General features: G+C 36.1%; 17 protein-coding genes. 5 read left to right on the forward strand and 12 right to left on the reverse strand.

Going from position 1 to position 17940, the window contains the following annotated elements; translation table 11 throughout:
* Nucleotides 1-122: 122 nt before the first annotated feature.
* A complete protein-coding gene (locus FG382_RS01090) occupies nt 123-605 on the reverse strand; it encodes a YkvA family protein (RefSeq protein ID WP_142537028.1) in 483 nt (160 codons plus the stop codon).
* Nucleotides 606-709: 104 nt separating this feature from the next.
* Here FG382_RS01090 and FG382_RS01095 point away from each other — a divergent pair, with 104 nt between their 5' ends.
* On the forward strand, nt 710-1348 hold the full coding sequence (locus FG382_RS01095; protein ID WP_142537029.1) for a hypothetical protein: 639 nt from the start codon (nt 710-712) through the stop codon (nt 1346-1348).
* Between the two features lie 91 nt (nt 1349-1439).
* Here the strand turns inward: FG382_RS01095 and FG382_RS01100 are convergent, their stop codons facing one another.
* Complete coding sequence (locus FG382_RS01100; protein WP_090561394.1) at nt 1440-1640, reverse strand: cold-shock protein; 201 nt, start codon at nt 1638-1640, stop codon at nt 1440-1442.
* 193 nt (nt 1641-1833) lie between these two features.
* Nucleotides 1834-2112, reverse strand: coding sequence for a DUF1033 family protein (locus FG382_RS01105; RefSeq protein ID WP_142537030.1), 279 nt, complete (start codon nt 2110-2112; stop codon nt 1834-1836).
* Between the two features lie 157 nt (nt 2113-2269).
* Between FG382_RS01105 and FG382_RS01110 the strand changes: the two genes are divergently transcribed.
* The 3 genes from FG382_RS01110 to FG382_RS01120 all read left to right on the forward strand — a co-directional run bounded on the left by FG382_RS01110 (nt 2270) and on the right by FG382_RS01120 (nt 4466).
* On the forward strand, nt 2270-2551 hold the full coding sequence (locus FG382_RS01110; RefSeq protein WP_142537031.1) for an acylphosphatase: 282 nt from the start codon (nt 2270-2272) through the stop codon (nt 2549-2551).
* A 72-nt stretch (nt 2552-2623) separates the two neighbouring features.
* Nucleotides 2624-3298, forward strand: coding sequence for a 5-bromo-4-chloroindolyl phosphate hydrolysis family protein (locus tag FG382_RS01115; protein WP_142537032.1), 675 nt, complete (start codon nt 2624-2626; stop codon nt 3296-3298).
* Entirely contained in the window at nt 3273-4466 is a 1194-nt protein-coding gene (locus tag FG382_RS01120) for a toxic anion resistance protein (RefSeq protein ID WP_142537033.1), read from the forward strand. The genes FG382_RS01115 and FG382_RS01120 overlap by 26 nt, the downstream gene beginning before the upstream one ends.
* A gap of 14 nt (nt 4467-4480) precedes the next feature.
* On the opposite strand, the gene FG382_RS01125 is transcribed toward FG382_RS01120, so the two are convergent.
* From FG382_RS01125 to FG382_RS01160, 8 genes are all read right to left on the reverse strand, one after another.
* Entirely contained in the window at nt 4481-6364 is a 1884-nt protein-coding gene (locus FG382_RS01125; RefSeq protein WP_142537034.1) for a vWA domain-containing protein, read from the reverse strand.
* A gap of 9 nt (nt 6365-6373) precedes the next feature.
* Complete coding sequence (locus tag FG382_RS01130; RefSeq protein ID WP_142537035.1) at nt 6374-7237, reverse strand: ATP-binding protein; 864 nt, start codon at nt 7235-7237, stop codon at nt 6374-6376.
* Nucleotides 7238-7340: 103 nt separating this feature from the next.
* A complete protein-coding gene (locus FG382_RS01135) occupies nt 7341-7538 on the reverse strand; it encodes a DUF6501 family protein (protein WP_142537036.1) in 198 nt (65 codons plus the stop codon).
* A 107-nt stretch (nt 7539-7645) separates the two neighbouring features.
* Nucleotides 7646-8869: a 2-oxoglutarate dehydrogenase complex dihydrolipoyllysine-residue succinyltransferase gene (gene odhB, locus FG382_RS01140; RefSeq protein WP_142537037.1), complete on the reverse strand. Its 1224-nt coding sequence runs from the start codon at nt 8867-8869 to the stop codon at nt 7646-7648.
* 33 nt (nt 8870-8902) lie between these two features.
* Entirely contained in the window at nt 8903-11704 is a 2802-nt protein-coding gene (locus FG382_RS01145; RefSeq protein ID WP_142537038.1) for a 2-oxoglutarate dehydrogenase E1 component, read from the reverse strand.
* Nucleotides 11705-12278: 574 nt separating this feature from the next.
* Nucleotides 12279-13655 carry a sensor histidine kinase gene (locus tag FG382_RS01150; protein ID WP_142537039.1) on the reverse strand — a complete coding sequence of 459 codons (1377 nt, stop codon included), beginning with the start codon at nt 13653-13655 and terminating at the stop codon, nt 12279-12281.
* Nucleotides 13652-14326 carry a response regulator transcription factor gene (locus FG382_RS01155; RefSeq protein WP_142537040.1) on the reverse strand — a complete coding sequence of 225 codons (675 nt, stop codon included), beginning with the start codon at nt 14324-14326 and terminating at the stop codon, nt 13652-13654. The genes FG382_RS01150 and FG382_RS01155 overlap by 4 nt, the downstream gene beginning before the upstream one ends.
* A gap of 33 nt (nt 14327-14359) precedes the next feature.
* A complete protein-coding gene (locus tag FG382_RS01160; protein WP_142537041.1) occupies nt 14360-16021 on the reverse strand; it encodes a sensor domain-containing protein in 1662 nt (553 codons plus the stop codon).
* 348 nt (nt 16022-16369) lie between these two features.
* On the opposite strand from FG382_RS01160, the gene FG382_RS01165 reads away from it, so the two are divergent.
* On the forward strand, nt 16370-16915 hold the full coding sequence (locus FG382_RS01165; RefSeq protein ID WP_142537042.1) for a GNAT family N-acetyltransferase: 546 nt from the start codon (nt 16370-16372) through the stop codon (nt 16913-16915).
* 231 nt (nt 16916-17146) lie between these two features.
* On the opposite strand, the gene FG382_RS01170 is transcribed toward FG382_RS01165, so the two are convergent.
* Nucleotides 17147-17290 (reverse strand): YfhE family protein, encoded by a 144-nt coding sequence (locus tag FG382_RS01170; RefSeq protein ID WP_142537043.1) that lies wholly within the window; start codon nt 17288-17290, stop codon nt 17147-17149.
* Nucleotides 17291-17940: the final 650 nt, after the last annotated feature.

Raw genomic sequence — 17940 nt, forward strand, 5'->3', positions numbered from 1 at the left:
TGAGAGATCAACTACCCGTATAAGCCCGATTAAATGATCGAAGACTACGTACGCAACCGTGTTGCAACGTCTGCACTAGCACTTATTGTGCGTCGTAAACCTCAACTGATTGAAGTATCACTTTATTTAGACTTCTTAATAAATTTACCTAATATTGATTTGGATGGTAGTTTACCTGCTACTGTATCACTTGTTTCAGAGATTTTCTTTAGTGCATTTAATAATTTTTCATCGCCGACCCAATGCTCTTCAATGACATCAGAAGAAAATTTATTTAATAACATATTTACCACATATGTAGCCACAATAATATCATCGATAAATCCTCCTGGTCCAACTAACCCTTCAGGCAAGACATCTAGCGGAGTAATAAAATATAAAATACCACTACCAATAAGTGCTTTATATTTTGCATCAATTCGACTATCTAACATCGATTTTATGAGCAAATGAAATAAGTCTGGAGCAAACAATAAATACGGTGCAAACTTAGACGTTTTCCCTGATTTAGATTGAGCAAAATCTGTAATTTTTGAACGCAACTTCATATAGAAATCTTGCTGCTCCTCATAAGGAGGTAACTCATTTTTTAACTCAGTATTCATTCTTATCTCTCCTCTCTTATTTTCACTATACCAAAAAAACGACAAAATGAAACAAATAACCACTTAAACCGTCTAATCATAAACAATATAAGGAGGTAACTAAAATGATCAAGCACTTATTTTTTCTTATCCCTACTCTTTTTCTTATTGCTTGCGGAGCTGAAAAACCTGAAGATACGGAAACAACTTCAAAAACGCCTTCAGAAGAAGCAGTCCCTCCTTCTGAATCTTCACTAAGCTTATCTCACTTTTTTATGCCTGATAATTCCGTTGCTCATTTTAAAGGAGAAGGAAATGAATATGCGTCCTATACTTTGACAACCCTATATCCATTTGAAAATTTCGTTACTACTTATGAGGATAATGGCGGCACAGTCATGCAGAGGATTTATCATATAACAGATGATAAAATAAGTCTTATAGCTGAAAATGGCGAAGCATATGAACCTACGACGCATAGCCTGGCAGAACTCCAAGCGAAGCAAGAAATCGAAGTATATCTAGCTTCTCCACTTGAAGTTGGAGCAACATTTAACGGTTGGAAAATTACTTCCGTTTCAGAGACACTAGAAACAGATTCCCAAACGTTTGATCACGTTATCGTTATAGAAAAAACAAATGAGGATAGTTCTATCACGCGAAAATATTTCGCCAAAAACTTCGGAGAAATAAAACGAGAATTTATTATGCAAGAAGGAGATGAACAATTCATCGTCAGTTCTGTCTTCGAAAGCATGGAGTGAATTCGGTTGAGTGGATGAATTACACTAAGAAGTGAAAGAACTCCTAAAAAAAGAAGCTTCTCCACAATGGAGAGCTTCTTTTTAACTATTCTTATAGTTTAGTTACGTTTGCAGCTTGTGGTCCGCGGTTGCCTTCTACTACTTCAAATTCTACTTTTTGTCCTTCTTCAAGTGATTTGAATCCTTCACCTTGAATAGCAGAGAAGTGTACGAATACATCGTTTTCTCCTTCTACTTCGATAAATCCAAATCCTTTTTCCGCGTTAAACCATTTTACTGTACCTTGTTTCATGTTATTACCTCCAAAAAAATATTAATCAATATGTGAAAAACAAAAATTCACATATTCCATGAAGTACCGACATCACATCGATCACTACATAGGATATGTGAATTACAAATACTGTTTCTCACTTTAAATTGTTAACTAAAGTATAACAGTTGGATAAATATAGTCAACAAGTTTTTTTATAATTCTAAATCGTTTACTTTAAACTATTCCAAATGACTCCATGATAGATTTGCAAATCATCCTCACAGGATTCACAATAACATTGCTCTTTTATTGACCAAAAAGCCCAATATTTATCACCTTTTACTTGTTCTTTCGGAAACTTCGCTCGAAATTCATCCAGCATCTTATTCAAATATTGCAATGCCTCTTCTTCTTGCTCGAAGGTCATTTTTTTTACAATATGCTGTTCCCAACCTTCAAATGCCCACCAAGGTTCGTAATCTGCTTTCATATAAATAACTTCAAACATACTTATCGCCTCTAACATTTATTGTTAACTCATATTGTACTGCTTCGACAAAAAAAGTCTACTCAAATGACTTATTAAGTCAAAGAATTGAAAATATGCGCAATATCAGTTAAGTTATAGTTAATATATTTTTTCTAATGATAAAGGAGAAGATGAGTTGAAAAAGCGAGCGCATATTCATATGCATGGCGATGTAGATGGAGTTGGCTTTCGATTTCTAGTAAAACAAAAAGCACAATCCCTTAGTTTAAAAGGTTATTGTATACAAAATGAACAACAAGATATCATCATCGATATAGAAGGCGATGTAAATCGTTTAGATGAATTTATAGCGTATATTCAAAAAGGTGTATCCCCTTTATCTAAAGATAATGCTTTTGAAATTGAGCTATTTGATCTTCTTAAGGGGTACACAAAAATGGAATCAGATATCGTCTAAACCTATAGGAAAATGAAACCTTCTTCCTTTTCATTCGTATATTATATTGTAGATAAAAGGAGGTAGCCTATAATGACCGAAGTAATGAATACTGTCATTCGTCATTTTATCAATATACCCATCATGTTCGTATCCTGGTTTGTATTCTTTATTACTTTCGATATTGGATACTTTATCAGCTCAGCTCTTGCGCTCGGAGTGTACTTCGTATCGAATTTTACTATTAAAAAGCTACAACATCGCAGAATTATGAAGAAACATCAGCTTACTCATTCTGAGTATTTTCATATACAACAACAACTCAAAGAGGCAAAAGCAAAAATCCGTACGCTGAATAGTCATTATTTAAAAGTACGATCCTTTAGTTCATTTAAACAATTATTTGATATGAATAGATTAGCAAAACGGATTATTGCTTTAGTAAAAGAAAATCCACGTAAGTTTTATCAAGTAGAAAAATTTTTCTACGCACATTTAGATTCAGCTGTAGAACTAACGTCGAAATATACACTATTAGTATCACAGCCGACGAAAAACCAAGATCTAAAAATTGCTTTAGCGGATACTCGTGAAACATTGGAATCGATGAATTCCATTATGGAGGACGATCTAAAAGATGTACTAGCTTCCGACATTGAACACCTTAAAATGGAACTAGATTTTGCTAAACTATCCGTACGTAAAAAAGAACAACCTTTATATTTAGAAGGAGAATCAGAAAATGAGCGAACAACGAGCAAATACTAGTGATGATTTATTAATGGATGAATTATTAGCAAGCCCATTTGAGTTAAATACAGCAAAACCACAAGCCGTAGCTACAGCGGATGAGCCAACAGCAGCACCTACAAAACTAATTGATCGGCTGTCTGAAGTGGAACAACAGAAAGCAAAGCAACTAGCAAACCAAATCCCTGCAGGTAATTACGAAGCAATTCTAACATATGGTGCGAATGCACAAACGGAACTTTCTCGATTCTCTCATCAAATGTTAGATCATGTACAGAAAAAAGATATTGGTCCTATTGGTGATATTTTAGGTGACCTGATGAACAAGCTTTCAGACATTAATCCGGAAGATTTAACGACACAAAAAAAATCAGGAATCAAACGATTATTTAACCGAGTAAACCGTTCTGTTCAAGAAATGATGACCAAATACCAAAAACTAAGCACTCAAATTGATCGAATCGGCATTCAACTGGAACATTCAAAACGTGGGCTTGTAGAAGACGTGCATATGTTAGATAAATTATACGATCAAAACAAAACGTATTTCCAAGCATTAAATGTGTATATTGCTGCTGCGGAAGTAAAAAAAGAAGAGATTGTGAATGTCACAATTCCTGAGTTGCGACGCAAAGCAGAAGAATCGAATGACCAGATGGCTTATCAAGAAGTCAATGATATGGCACAATTTGTCGACCGTCTAGAAAAACGCATGTACGATTTACAATTATCTCGCCAAATTACGATTCAAAGCGCACCGCAAATACGTATGATTCAACAAACAAATCAAACATTAGCAGAAAAAATTCAATCTTCCATCATGACATCTATCCCACTTTGGAAAAACCAAATTGCGATTGCATTAACATTAAATCGTCAGCAAAAAGCAGTGGAAGCACAAAAACAAGTAACAAAAACAACTAATGATTTACTACTGAAAAATTCAGAAATGCTAAAAGTGAATAGCATCGAAACGGCAAAAGAAAATGAACGTGGGATTGTGGAAATTGAGACATTAAAGAAAACGCAAGAAAACCTACTGCAAACAATCGAAGAAACAATGCGTATTCAAGCAGATGGTCGAGTTAAACGAAAAGCGGCTGAAATTGAAATCGGGCGCATGGAAGAGGAATTAAAACAACGACTTCTATTAATTGCAGACCAATCCAAAAACCGACCTTCTTAACGAAGGACGGTTTTTTAAGTATTTTTCACAACATGATGAAGCATTTTACGAAGTAACCTTAAAGTCTCATCCGAAAACTTTTCTAACGATGCGGCGGCAGCTGTTTTCTTTCCGAATATTAGTAGGAACAAATCTAACTGCTCTTCTGTTGCTTCCCTATCATTTAAAAATAAATGAAGAACCGATATATGTTTGCGCTCAAGCTCTACTACAGCCTCTGCAGTATCCATAATCCCATTTTGTGCATAGCCAAATGCAGAGGGTTCACCGTCTGAAAAGACGAGCAAAAATTTATGTGCTTCTACCCGACTCTCTAATCTTTTTCCCATCCATCTGATGGCAAAACCATCTCGGTTGTCTTCATGTGCCTCTATAGAGAGTATATTTAAACCACTATCCTTCACTCCATCTTCGAGCTTATGAATCCATTCAAATGTATTTGGTTGCTTTGAATCCGAAGCTTCAAATGCATCCTCGTAATGCAATACAATCTCATGCGAAATTTTTAATTGTCTAAGCACATCATGGAATAATAGAACTGCTTTCTTTGTTTCATCCAGTTTGTCCTGCATGGATGCAGATCCGTCAACTAGCAAGCCAAAAACTGCATTTAACTGAGTACTTGGTGCATTCTTTTTATAAAAAGGCTTAGGTCTTTCTTCTGTCCAAAGTGTAGTTAGATTAGATGATAGTCTTCCTTTTGACAGATTCAACCGTTTGTCTACCTTTTTTTGTTCCATTCGTTTTTTCATTTCTTGCACGAAAGCTCTCACAAACGGCGCTTGCTCTTGTCGATAAGCTTGAAGCAACAGTTTGTTTTCGACCGTGGTAGTCCCATCTATTCGTTTTTCTTCATATTCCACATGCAGATGTTCTTTTCCAAACGTTTTTCCTGCTTGTTTCTTGTCACTTGATTTTTCTTCTTTATATTCCGTAACTACATTTTCTCTGCTGTCGCCAGATGACCTACCTTGTCCGATTTGAGTAATCTCATGTCCCTCTCGCCCTTCTTGTGAAGCGATATTTTGATCCGCTACCCCATCTCTTCCATGCTCGAGTTCATATTGCAGATGTACTCCATCTTCTTGTTCATTTTCACGATGCCAAGATCGGAAAATCTCTTCTATCGTTTCTTTAATACCTTCTTCTCCTACAAGAGTGTCTTTCGTACCTTGATGATAATGAAAATCAACGCTAGGTAGATTGGACGCAGAAAGAATAGCATAATATTCGTGTAAAGAATCTTCATTTATATACTTTTGCAGCAAGTAGTACAACTGGTAGACGAGATCAAGAGAGTCCTGTGTATTAACGCTTTCATAAGCTTTCTGAATGATAGTATTTGCTAACTGAAAGTTTTCTGGACCTTTAACGTGCATAGTCCCTTCATGCAAACCAATATAAACATAGCTAATAAATGCATCAGCGAAAAATCCCTTCTGACTATTTACGAGTAATTGTTGTTTATGAAATGCTAAATAGGTTTGTATTCTGGAACGGAAGATTTTAACCGTACCTACTCTTTCTTTCTGAATCATCTCCATTAACCGAAACTCTTCTAAGCAAAATAAGAGCTGGTCTAATAGCTTAGAAAGATGATTTGGTTTTTCCTTCAAAAACTCCATCCAAGCTGGAACGTTGAAATGCTTCCAAAACCCTCCTGCTAATAAATAAATATCGGATAATCTTCCCGCATGCATAATTGTATCTTCACGGTGCCTCCAAAATACACTGAGCGAAATTGTTTGGTCAGCAGGTTGAAATTCAATAAGCTTTCGTTCATTGACAAGGATATTCGTGTTTTTAGACAATGCTTTAGCTATATTTTCATAGTGCATTAGTTTTCGAGCATCGATTGTTTCATTATTAAATTGGATAAAACGATTTACAGAAGTCATTTATATCCCTCACTTTATCCAGGAAGAAGCTAATTCCAATACAAGATTCTTCTCTTGCTCATCCTCTAATTTCTCCGCTATTGCATATGTGATCGCCCTCATTGGTTCCATATATTGTGCAAGTTCCGTTGCATCGAGCAAGCTACGAATAGAAGCGGCTTCTTCTGAAAGTAGTCCTTGTTTTACTTGTTCCATTAAATCCTCTGCTAAATTTAACATAACAGTTATTAACTGCTTAGGTGCTGTTGGAAAAGTTTCGTTCCAAAGATTTGAAAGTAGTTCTCCTGAAATATATGGGACAGAAAAGGATACAAAACGATTTTTTAGCGCTTCATTCATCGGCGTTGTCCCTATATACCCTTCATTAATCGCAGCAATGACTGAAAAGTCTGGATGTGCTTGAATCACTTCTCCAGTGAAAGGATTTGTAAGCATTCTTCTATAATCCAATACGCTATGTAAAATTGGTAGTGTCTCCGCTTTTGCCATATTAATCTCATCTATATATAAAATATGTCCTTTTTTCATCGCTTCAATGACAGGACCTTCCACAAACTCAATAACATTTGTTCCATCTTTTAATACAATTGTTTTAAATCCTAGTAGTGCCTCGGCATCTAAGTCAACCGAGCAATTAATGCTTTGGACTGGTTGATGGAAATAGTGAGATACTGTTTCGGCGAGTTTTGTTTTTCCAGCTCCGGTAGGTCCCTTTAACAGGACAGGCTTTTTCAATGAAATAGCAATGAGTACGTCATTGAATAGATCATTATTCGGCGATAAATATCCACCTTTCCCTATCAGCTGACTATCTTCTTGACTATGTATTCTATTTAAACGAATTTGTTGTTCGTTCATTATTAACTCTGTCATAGTATTTTGGTCTCCTTATGAAAAAAATCCGATGAATGTTCATCGGATTTTTTATCCCGCATTAACTGCCCAATCAGTGTGAAATTCCTACACTGATTTCACTTTATTGAAAATATTCTTTGTAAAAACCGCCGACTTTTCCAGTGTTGTCGACAACAAATAGAAACTCTTCTGTTTCATTTTTCACTTCATATGTTTTTCCAACGGTTAGTACATTGCTTACTAAGAATTTTTTTGCATCGGTCGAAACACATGTCACTGTTTTGATCGTTGGCTTTGTAGTCCAGCTTGTATGTATCATAAATCCACTTCCTTTTCTTTAAGTATACGATTGAAATGCCTATATTTCAATAAATGAACCAAAGAAAAATGCAGACTCCATATATATGAATCTGCATTTTCTATTTATTAAGAATTTAACATTAAATCTTCTGGGTTTTCAAGAAGCTCTTTTACCATTTTTAAGAATCCAACTGAGTCTTTTCCATCGATTACACGGTGATCATAAGATAATGCTACATACATCATTGGACGAATTTGAACTTCATTACCAACAGCTATTGGACGCTTTTGAATTGTGTGCATTCCTAGAATCCCAACCTGTGTACCGTTAAGAATCGGTGTAGAAAGTAGTGAACCGAATACGCCACCGTTTGTAATTGTAAATGATCCGCCAGCCATATCAGAAAGCGCTAATTTGTTATCACGAGCTTTTTTAGCAAGTTCTCCAATATTTCCTTCGATTTCAGCAAAGTTTTTACGATCAGCATCACGAACGATCGGCACTACTAAACCGCCTTCTGTTGATACAGCGATTCCGATATCGTAGAAATTGTTTTTCACAATATCTGTTCCATCAATTTGTGAATTTACATAAGGATATTTCTTAAGTGCAGCAACTACAGCTTTTGTAAAGAATGACATAAATCCAAGGCGCACATCGTTTTGCTCAAAGAATTGGTCTTTTTTGCGTGAACGTAATGCCATAACATTTGTCATATCGATTTCATTGAAAGTTGTAAGCATTGCTGTGTTTTGTTTCACTTCTAGTAAACGAGAAGCGATTGTTTGACGACGACGAGACATTTTCTCGCGAGTTGTACGGCCATCGTCTTCTTTTGGTGCAGTAGTGGCTTGCACTGACGCTGCTTTAGGTGCTGGTGCAGAACCATGTGCTGCAACGTCTTGAACACGAACGCGTCCCATTGGATCAACTGGTGAAATTTCACTTAAGTTAATACCTTTCTCACGAGCTAGTTTACGAGCTGCCGGGCTTGCGATTGTGCGATCCTGCTCAGAAGAAGTTTCTTCTACTACAGGAGCTGTTGTCGCTTGAGGTGCTGCTGGTGTAGCCTCTGCTTCTGGAGCTTTTGGTGCAGGTGCTGCTGCTGCTCCTGAACCTGCTCCAACTACAGCAATTACTTGACCTACTTGAACTGTATCACCTTCAGCAGCAAGTAACTCACTAACAACTCCAGCTTCCTCCGAAATTACTTCTACATTAACTTTATCTGTTTCAAGCTCAACGATGAACTCACCTTTTTCTACAGTATCACCCGGTTGTTTTAACCATTGTGCAATAGTACCTTCTGTAATCGATTCTGCTAATTCTGGAACAATAATTTCTGCCACTTGAATTTCCTCCTCTGAATATCCTAGCTTCTCTTATAAACTTTTTAATGCTTCATCAATGATTCTTGCTTGTTCTAACTTGTACGTATCTCCGTCACCTTCAGCTGGACTGGAACGATGTACACGACCTACATATGTGATCTCTTTGCCATCAGCAATTTCCAGTAAATATGGAAGAGCGAAATTCCATGAACCCATGTTTTCAGGCTCTTCTTGTGCCCAAGCAAGCTGTTTCACATTTGGATAGCGTTCGACAATTGCTTGGATCTTTTCTTTAGGGAATGGGTAAAGCTGTTCTACACGTACAATGTGTAAATGATCGTATCCTTCTCCATCTTTAACTTTATCTGCTAAATCGATTGCCAATTTACCACTTGCAAAGATGATTTTCTCCACCGTATTAGCGTCTTTACCAAGACCTGGTTGTTCCAATACTGTTTCAAATTGACCAGTAGTTAGTTCGACAACATCTGCCCCAACTAATGGATGACGTAACAGCGACTTTGGAGACACAATGATTAAAGGACGAATAGCATCCTCTTTTAACATTTTAGCTTGTCTGCGTAAAATATGGAAATAGTTTGCCGCACTTGAAAGATTGGCTACCGTCCAGTTATTTTCAGCAGCTAGCTGTAAATAACGTTCTGGACGTGCGCTTGAATGCTCTGCCCCTTGACCTTCAGCAGCATGAGGTAATAACATAACAAGGCCTGACTTTAATCCCCATTTAGATCTTGCAGCACTTATAAAGTTATCGAACATAACTTGCGCCATATTTGCGAAATCTCCATATTGAGCTTCCCAAATAGATAAGGAGTTTGGATCCTCTAAATTATATCCGAATTCATAACCTAGAATAGCAGCTTCTGTTAATGGACTGTTATGAACAACAAAAGAAGCTTTTGCATCGCTAATGGCATGAATTGGCGTTAATTCTGCACCTGTTTTTTCATCGTGTAGCACTAGGTGTCTATGTGAGAAAGTACCACGCTGAGCATCTTGACCAGTTAAACGAATGGAGTTTCCATCTTGCAAAATCGTAGCAAAGGCAAGTGTCTCTGCATGACCCCAATCAATTTTCCCTTTTCCTTTAAATGGTTCTTCACGACGTTTTAAAATTTTTGCTAGTTTTTTAAATGCTGTAAATTCAGCTGGCCAAGTAAGAAGCTCTTCATTTATTTTTGCAAGCTTGCTTTCTTCTACACCTGTTTGTAGTTCCGGCATACCATTTAATACTACTTCTGGAATGACAATATCATGGGCAGTAGTTGGTGGAAGCTCTTTTACCCGGTCATAAGCCGCTTGCATTCCACTGAAAATCGATTCATCTAAAGTTTTCACATCAGCTGTTTCGATTAACTTTTCTTCTACTAGTTGTTGTCCATAAAGTTCGCGAACTGTTGGATGCTTATGAACTTTATGATACATAGTTGGGTTCGTTACAAGTGGTTCATCCATTTCGTTATGTCCATAACGACGGTAACCTAATAGATCAATCACAATGTCTTTTCCAAACTTTTGACGATACTCATGCGCAATTTTCGCCACAGCAAGAACTGCCTCTGGATCATCTGCATTTACATGTATTACAGGTACTTCATATCCTTTTGCTGGATCCGAAGAATAATGTGTAGAACGTGAATCATAATGTTCTGTAGTAAATCCAATCATATTATTTGCAATAATGTGAATAGATCCTCCTGTTTGGAATCCACGTATACGGCTATAGTTTAATACTTCTGTTACAACACCTTGACCTGGAAAAGCTGCATCCCCGTGCACTAATATAGCGAATGCTGCATTTTTATCTTGCACTGGATATCCTGCTTCGTCTGTTTTTTCTTGCGCTGCACGAGTTTGGCCCGTAACAACCGGACTAACAACCTCTAAGTGAGATGGATTATATGCTAATTTTAATGTTAAACCAGACGGCGAACGATATGCAGCACCCTTGTGGTACTTCACATCCCCATACCAACCTTCAGACATCTCTAGTGATCCATCCTTCGGTAAAAATGATTCGCTTGGAACATGGGCAAATTCCGCGAACATCATCTCATATGGTTTTTGCAACACATGTGTTAATACATTTAATCTACCTCGGTGCGCCATACCGATATTTACTTGTTTTGTATTTGTTTTGTTTGATTGGCGTACTAATTCATCCATTAGTACAACTAAAGTATCTAATCCTTCAATGGAAAAACGTTTCGCACCGACAAAAGTGCGATGGATAAATTTTTCAAAACCTTCTATTTGCGTCAAACGTTTTAGTAATGCTTTTTTGTCATCTGCTGAAAGATTTTCTAATACAGCACCTTTTTCAATCTTTTCTTGCAACCATAATTTTTCTTCTCTGTTTACGATATGTGCAATTTCAAAAGCAATTTTATTTGTGTAGGCTGCTTTTAAATGTTCAATTGCTTGTAAACCATTTGTAATACTATTTGGAGCATTCGTTATTAAAAATGAAACGGGAACTTCACGTAAATCTTGATCCGTTAAACCATATGTTTTCGGATCAATTTTCGGATCTTCTTTTGGACCATCATTTAATGGATAGATATCCGCTGTTAAATGTCCATTTGCTCTAATAGCATCGGCAAGTTCTATAGCACGAATAATTTTTTCAAAATTATTTGGCTCTACTGCAGATGTGTCAACATTAGTAATGGAAGTAGTTGGTGCGATTTTAGGTGCACCATACTGTTGAAATAAGCTAACTAGTTCGCTATCCACTTCGTCTGGAGACTGTAAAAATAAATCATACTGCTCCATCACATAACCAAGGTTAGGACCAGAAAAAGCTGACCAAGGTGTTTGATTGTTCGACATTTAGAAAAACCTCCAACATTTTGTGCCTTTAGGCATTGATGAAAAAAAACATAAATTAATTAAGTAGAATAAATTGGAATGTAAAAATTTTGTGAACTACACAAAATGTACACATTTATATTTTACCACTCTTTCAAAAGGACTGAAAGTATAGTTTGAAAGAACAATTTTTCCATATCCATCTTACTACTCTAGAAAAAAAATACAATGCTTTTTTTCAAATTATATAAGAATTAAAATAATATTTGAATTAGAGATAAAGTGAAACTTCAATCATTGGAGGTTTTCCGACGCACAGGATGTGCTAGTGGGGACGTTGCGACATGGACGTCGCGCTCTTAGTCCCCGTCATCCCCCACGATTGCTAGTTGGGCCCACACGATGTGGGTCACACAGACGTTGCAAACGCTCTTTTATTTTGCGACGAGCTTTGCGCAGGAGCAACAGTATGTTGCGTACTTAGTCTGGGATCATTTCATCGGGATTTTACGGGCAGTTGATCTCCTATTTACCTTTTCGCTTCCTTAAATGTTGAAGTGGGAGTCTTACTGCCAGTTAATGCAGGATAATTGGATTATTCCTCTTTTGGCATATTAGAGAAAATAATGTTAAATTTTGTACCTTCATTTACTTTGCTTTCCACATCAACCTTCCCGTTATATTCGGTTACTAACCGTTTTACGATACTTAGCCCTAAACCAGAGCCTCCTTTTGTTTTTGTTCTCGCTTCATCGACAACAAAAAAACGATCAAATATTTTAGGAAGTATATCAATTGGAATACCGATCCCATTATCTATAATGGATAACAACGTTTGCGTGTCATCCGATGCCACTGTCACAATAATTTCTGGCTGATTTATATTATATTTAATGGCATTGTCGATTAGATTGCCTATGATCTGTTCTAAAACAGTAGCAGGGATCGTAAGGGCTTCCGTTTTATCTCCTATAAATTTTATCGTTACAGCTGGTGCTATAATCCGATACTTCTGCTCCAACTCATATACGATTGTAGAGATAGTTGTTTTTGCTCGATCATTGGATTGCTCTCTTTTCGCAAGCTTAAGCATTTCTTCAATTAGTAATTTCATCTTTTGCACTTCAGTTAAGGAAATTTGCAATGAATCATCTAACACCTCTCTGTCTTCTTTCCCCCAACGGTTTAATAAAGACAAATGCCCCTCTACAACTTGAATAGGTGTACGTAGCTCATGCGACACATTATGAATAAATTCATCTTGCCTCGTGATCGTTTCTGAAACTTCATTCATCAGTTGCTTATAAATCGTTAATAGTTCACCAATCTCATCATTTGTCGCGTATTGAAAATGAACTTCTTTTGAAAATTTTAATCGTTTCGCTTCTTGCATCTCATCGCGAAGTTCTTTTAAAGGTCTTAATAAAATCGATGACAAGGAATAACCGATTAATGCGGAAAGTATAAGTGCAATAATGGTGAAAATCACCATTGCTATCAGTATATAGCGCATTAATTGCGAAAAATTTTCTAGACTATGAGAAATCTCTACATAGCCTTTAAACAAGCCAAAATCAATTTCTGCCCCCTTATAAAGCAGCAGTTGTCCATTTAACTTTTCTTTTTGAAAGTCAGCAGTTAATGTCTGTGAAAAGCTTGGAAAAGGGCTTGCATCATTTATACGCAACACTTCTATTCCGTCTGCATTTAATATACGAACGGACTGTTTTTGGTTAACGAGTTGATTGAGCAATGTTTTATTTCGCTGGATGTCTTGGATGGAAATTATGGGTCCTTTAGACTCAAAAAAGTGTACTACTTCCTGCAATGTGTTTTGTGCAAGCTTCTCTTCTGAAAGGAGTAACCAATTATAAAGAGAGAAAAATAGTATAACGCACATCATGAAGAAACTTAAAAAAATCGAAAGACCAGAAGCATATGTCCATTTTTTTTGTAACGTCCAGTGCTTCATGTGCGCATCACATATCCAACCCCTCGGACCGTTTCAATAAGAGAGGCGATCTCTTCGGGCAATTTTCTTCTCAAATGTCGTATATACACATCAACGACATTCGTTTCAACTTCTGTTTCATAGCCCCAAACTTTTTCTAATATAATGTCTCGAGTTAATACGATATTATTATTCTCCATAAAATAGACAAGTAAATCATACTCCGTCTTCGTCAGCAAGATTTCTTTATCTCGGTAGAATACTTGATGTGCTTTTTGATCAATTGTTAAATGATTAATCGTCAAGTCAACGATCGCTGCTTGCGGCCTTTCCACTCTTCTTAAAATGGCGCGTATCCTAGCTAATAATTCTTCGATCGCAAAGGGCTTCACAACATAATCATCAGCCCCGGCTTCTAAACCTGATACCCGGTCAATTATGGCATCTCTTGCTGTTATTAATATGATAGGTGTTTCTTTTTTCTTCCGAATCCTTCGACAAATTTCTAAGCCATTTAAATTAGGAAGCATGACATCTATTAGCATCAAGTCATAATCATTAGCTAAAGCTAGCTCTGCCCCTTCTCTACCATCATGAGAAACTGTAACAAGAAAATTTTCATGTTTTAGTTCTAGTTCTACAAATTTAGCGATATTTATCTCGTCTTCTATAAGTAAAATATGCCGCTTCAATTTAGACAAATCCTTTCAAAAATGCCGTTCATGCTATGGATGAACGGCATTAGAATATACAAAATTATTTTTACCAAGTTTTTTTGCCTCATACAATGCCAGGTCTGCATTTATTAAAAGCTCATTTACAGTAGAGCCGTCATGCGGAAAAATGGAAACACCAATTGAGATAGTTGGTGAAAATTGAATGGTGTCGATCGTCCACCCCTTTTTGAATGTATATTGTATAGATTGTATGGTTGTTTCAAGCATATCACTTTTCCCATTTATATAATCATTTATTTGATCTACTACAATGACAAATTCATCTCCACCAAAGCGGTAGATTTTATACTGTTCTAGAACACTTTGCTTTAACTTTTCTGCAAAATGGTTTAAAAAACGATCCCCCATATCATGCCCAAACTGATCGTTAACCTCTTTAAAATTGTCACCGTCTATAAAAAGTATTGCTATATTTGTATTAGATGCTAATTGAATAGCTTCGGGTATTTTTTCATAGAACATACGTCTATTTGGTAAACCTGTCAAACTATCGTGGAATGCCAAAAATTTCAGTTGTTCCTCTAACGCACGTTTTTCCGTGATCTCTCTAGATACAAAAACATACCACTTTTGCTCTTCATCATAAACTGTACTTTGTACGGTTGTAATAGTTGTATCAGTCCATATGGTAGATCCATCTTTTGTTTTTATCAGAAGCTCCGTCCGTATTTTGTTATTATTGTTCTGCATCAGATTCGTTTTCAAATTTTCTATTAGATTAGAAGATTCCTTTGCGATTATATTCAAATAATAAGTTCCAAGCAATTCTTCCTTTTCATAATTTAAAATAGTTTCATGACTTGGTGATGAATAAAGCAAATACCCATCTTCATCTGTAATAGCAATTAGATCATTGGAATGCTCTGTTATCAATTTAAAAGATCGTTCAATATTACGTAGTTCCGTCATCATTTGTTTCTTTTCCGTGTTGTCAAATTGAATCGTTAAATATTTCTCGATAATTCCGTTTTCATTGGTGATAGGTATAATTGTGGCATCTACCCAATAGAAGGAACCATATTTTGTTCGATTACGAATTTGACCTCTCCAAATCTCTCCTTTTTGGATGGTTTCCCAAATCTGCTCAAAATAACTATCTTCATGATAGTTTGAATTTATCATCCAAAATGATTTTCCAATTAGCTCTTCTTTTGTAAACTTAGAGGTTGTCTCAAATAATTCATTTACCATTTCAATGATCCCTTTTTCATTCGTCATTGCGACAAGGGCTGCATCATTTACTCCTTTACGATAACTCTCTAATATATAAGTAGACTCTTGCAATTCTTTTGTTTTAATCACTTCTTTTGTTGTTGCTAGAATATATACATTGTTTCCATCAAAAATAGGAATTGCCGAAGTTTCGTTTACAAATGTTGCACCTTTTATACAGTGGTGATCTTGATAAGATACAGATTGTTTAAGCATACACGCTCGGTTGTAATGGTAGAGAATCGTTTTACAGTGAAAGTCATCAAAACATTGCTCTAACAGTCTGCCGTGTGGGTTTTCATTAAAGATTTCCTCTGCTTTTTTATTGATATATTCATAAACAAAAGTATTTCTTTCTTTACGCATGAAAAACACATATTCGTCTACTAAATCATATAATAAATGGAATTGTTTTTGCGTAAGTATTGGGTAAGACATTTTCTTAAACAAACTCCTATCACTTTCTGTACTTTATATCCTATAATCATATGTATTTAGTGTTCAACATACAAGTATTTTAGTTTATATTCTTTACGAACATTTAATAAAATTGACACGATTTAACACTATGCAAAATCGCAAAAACAAAGTATATTATTAATGCAAATAATTTTATAAGGCAAAGTTCGCTTTGCCGAGGGAAGGCAAATGGTGCGCCACCAGTTTTGAGCTGGTCCTAGTAGGTTCGATTCCTACCCCGAAATTTTTTATGCAATTCGAAATGAAAAATTTCAGGGACCTAGGATGACTATGCTCATTTATTGGTTTCTTTAGGGGGCGCTTTTTTTGATAAAAAAACGAGATTTGCATGAATGTACTTCTCTATATGAACTTATGTCAGATCCTACTGTATTGCCTTATGTACGTCATAAAGCATATTCTGCGGATGAATATTGGTTTTTAACGAAGCAATTGATGGAAGAAGAGGAAGCTGGAACGGTAATCACTCGTACGATTGTAAGTGATTACGGTCAACCAATTGGCACGATTAATTTGTTTGATATTGAAGATGGAGCTGGATTTTTGGGTACATGGATTGGCACTCAATTCCAAGGGCTTGGCTACAATAAGAAAGCAAAAGAACAATTTTTAGAGGAATTATTCTTCGAGCTAGACATTCATACAGTATTTTTACGTATTCGTAAAACGAATCCGAAGAGCATTCGCGCTGCGGAAAAACTTCCATATACGATTAAAGCAAACGAATCACATCCTTCTATTTATGCAGAGATTAACAAAAAACAGGAAGTTTATGATTTGTACTATATTCCAAAAGACTTGTTCCACTTAGTGATGATGCAACAAAACAACGAAGAAGAACAAGCGATGTAATGTATAACTTTTGCCAGATAGTTTATGATTTAAGATAAATAAATATGTAAGCAGCATCTCTCTTTTGGAGATGCTGCTTTTATATGAGTTTTTTACTTATCAAATCATGAAAGTTCGATTATATATTAATTCTACTTTAGCAATTGAATAGCGTAGATATCATGGTTTTGCTTTTTTTAAATAAAAAATGAACTCCGAAAAAGTTGCCTAGGTCGGAGTTCATTAAAATGTTTATTTTTTATGATGACTTTGATTTTTCTTGGTTGTCGCTTTATCCGCACGATTGAATTCTTTTTGGTAGATAACTTCTTGCATAGAGCTCAACCCATTATTTTTCATGGTGAACTGTTCATGTGGTTCTTTACGATTCTTCATTCGGAACACTCCTTTCGTTTTAATCCTTATCAGTTTTTCCTTTGTTTCCATGGATATTCGATTTTTAAAAATTTTTAAAAAAGATTTCATGTATTTTTAGTATGCCGCACATAATAGGGAAACCGTGCGGTAGTGAAATGAAATAAAGTGTCCACTATGATTTTCGCTGCAGGACGGACGCTTTCCGTGGGGTGAGCGATGAGCCTTCACTGCCGCGCCTGCGCGCGTACGTTGTGAAGTCTCATTTTGCTCACTTGATTCCACTGGAGTCGCCGCCTGAAGCGAAAATCAAAGGAAGTTGCTAACTACGTACTAACAATAAATGGTTGAACGAGACAATATTCACTGCGGACGCAACAAAACACACCTCGAACACGACAAACTAGTCTAGAAGATGTAGCCTGGCGAGTTCGACAAGCTTTAAGATACTTAATATGTCGGAATTATAGTTGTCTTACAGCAAGTAAACTTGGTGTTTTGAGAATTAGTTGCTTTCTACGGCAATTTGATTGCTCTCGTGCTGATTTAGTTGCTTTCATAGTAGAACTGGTTGCTCCCAGTAATCGGTTGGTTGCCCTAAGCCATTTATTGGATAAATGTAATGAAAAAACTGGTTAAAATTTTTTTTTAATGGGATGGTATTAATAATT

This window comes from Psychrobacillus lasiicapitis (assembly GCF_006861795.1).
Taxonomy (GTDB): domain Bacteria; phylum Bacillota; class Bacilli; order Bacillales_A; family Planococcaceae; genus Psychrobacillus; species Psychrobacillus lasiicapitis.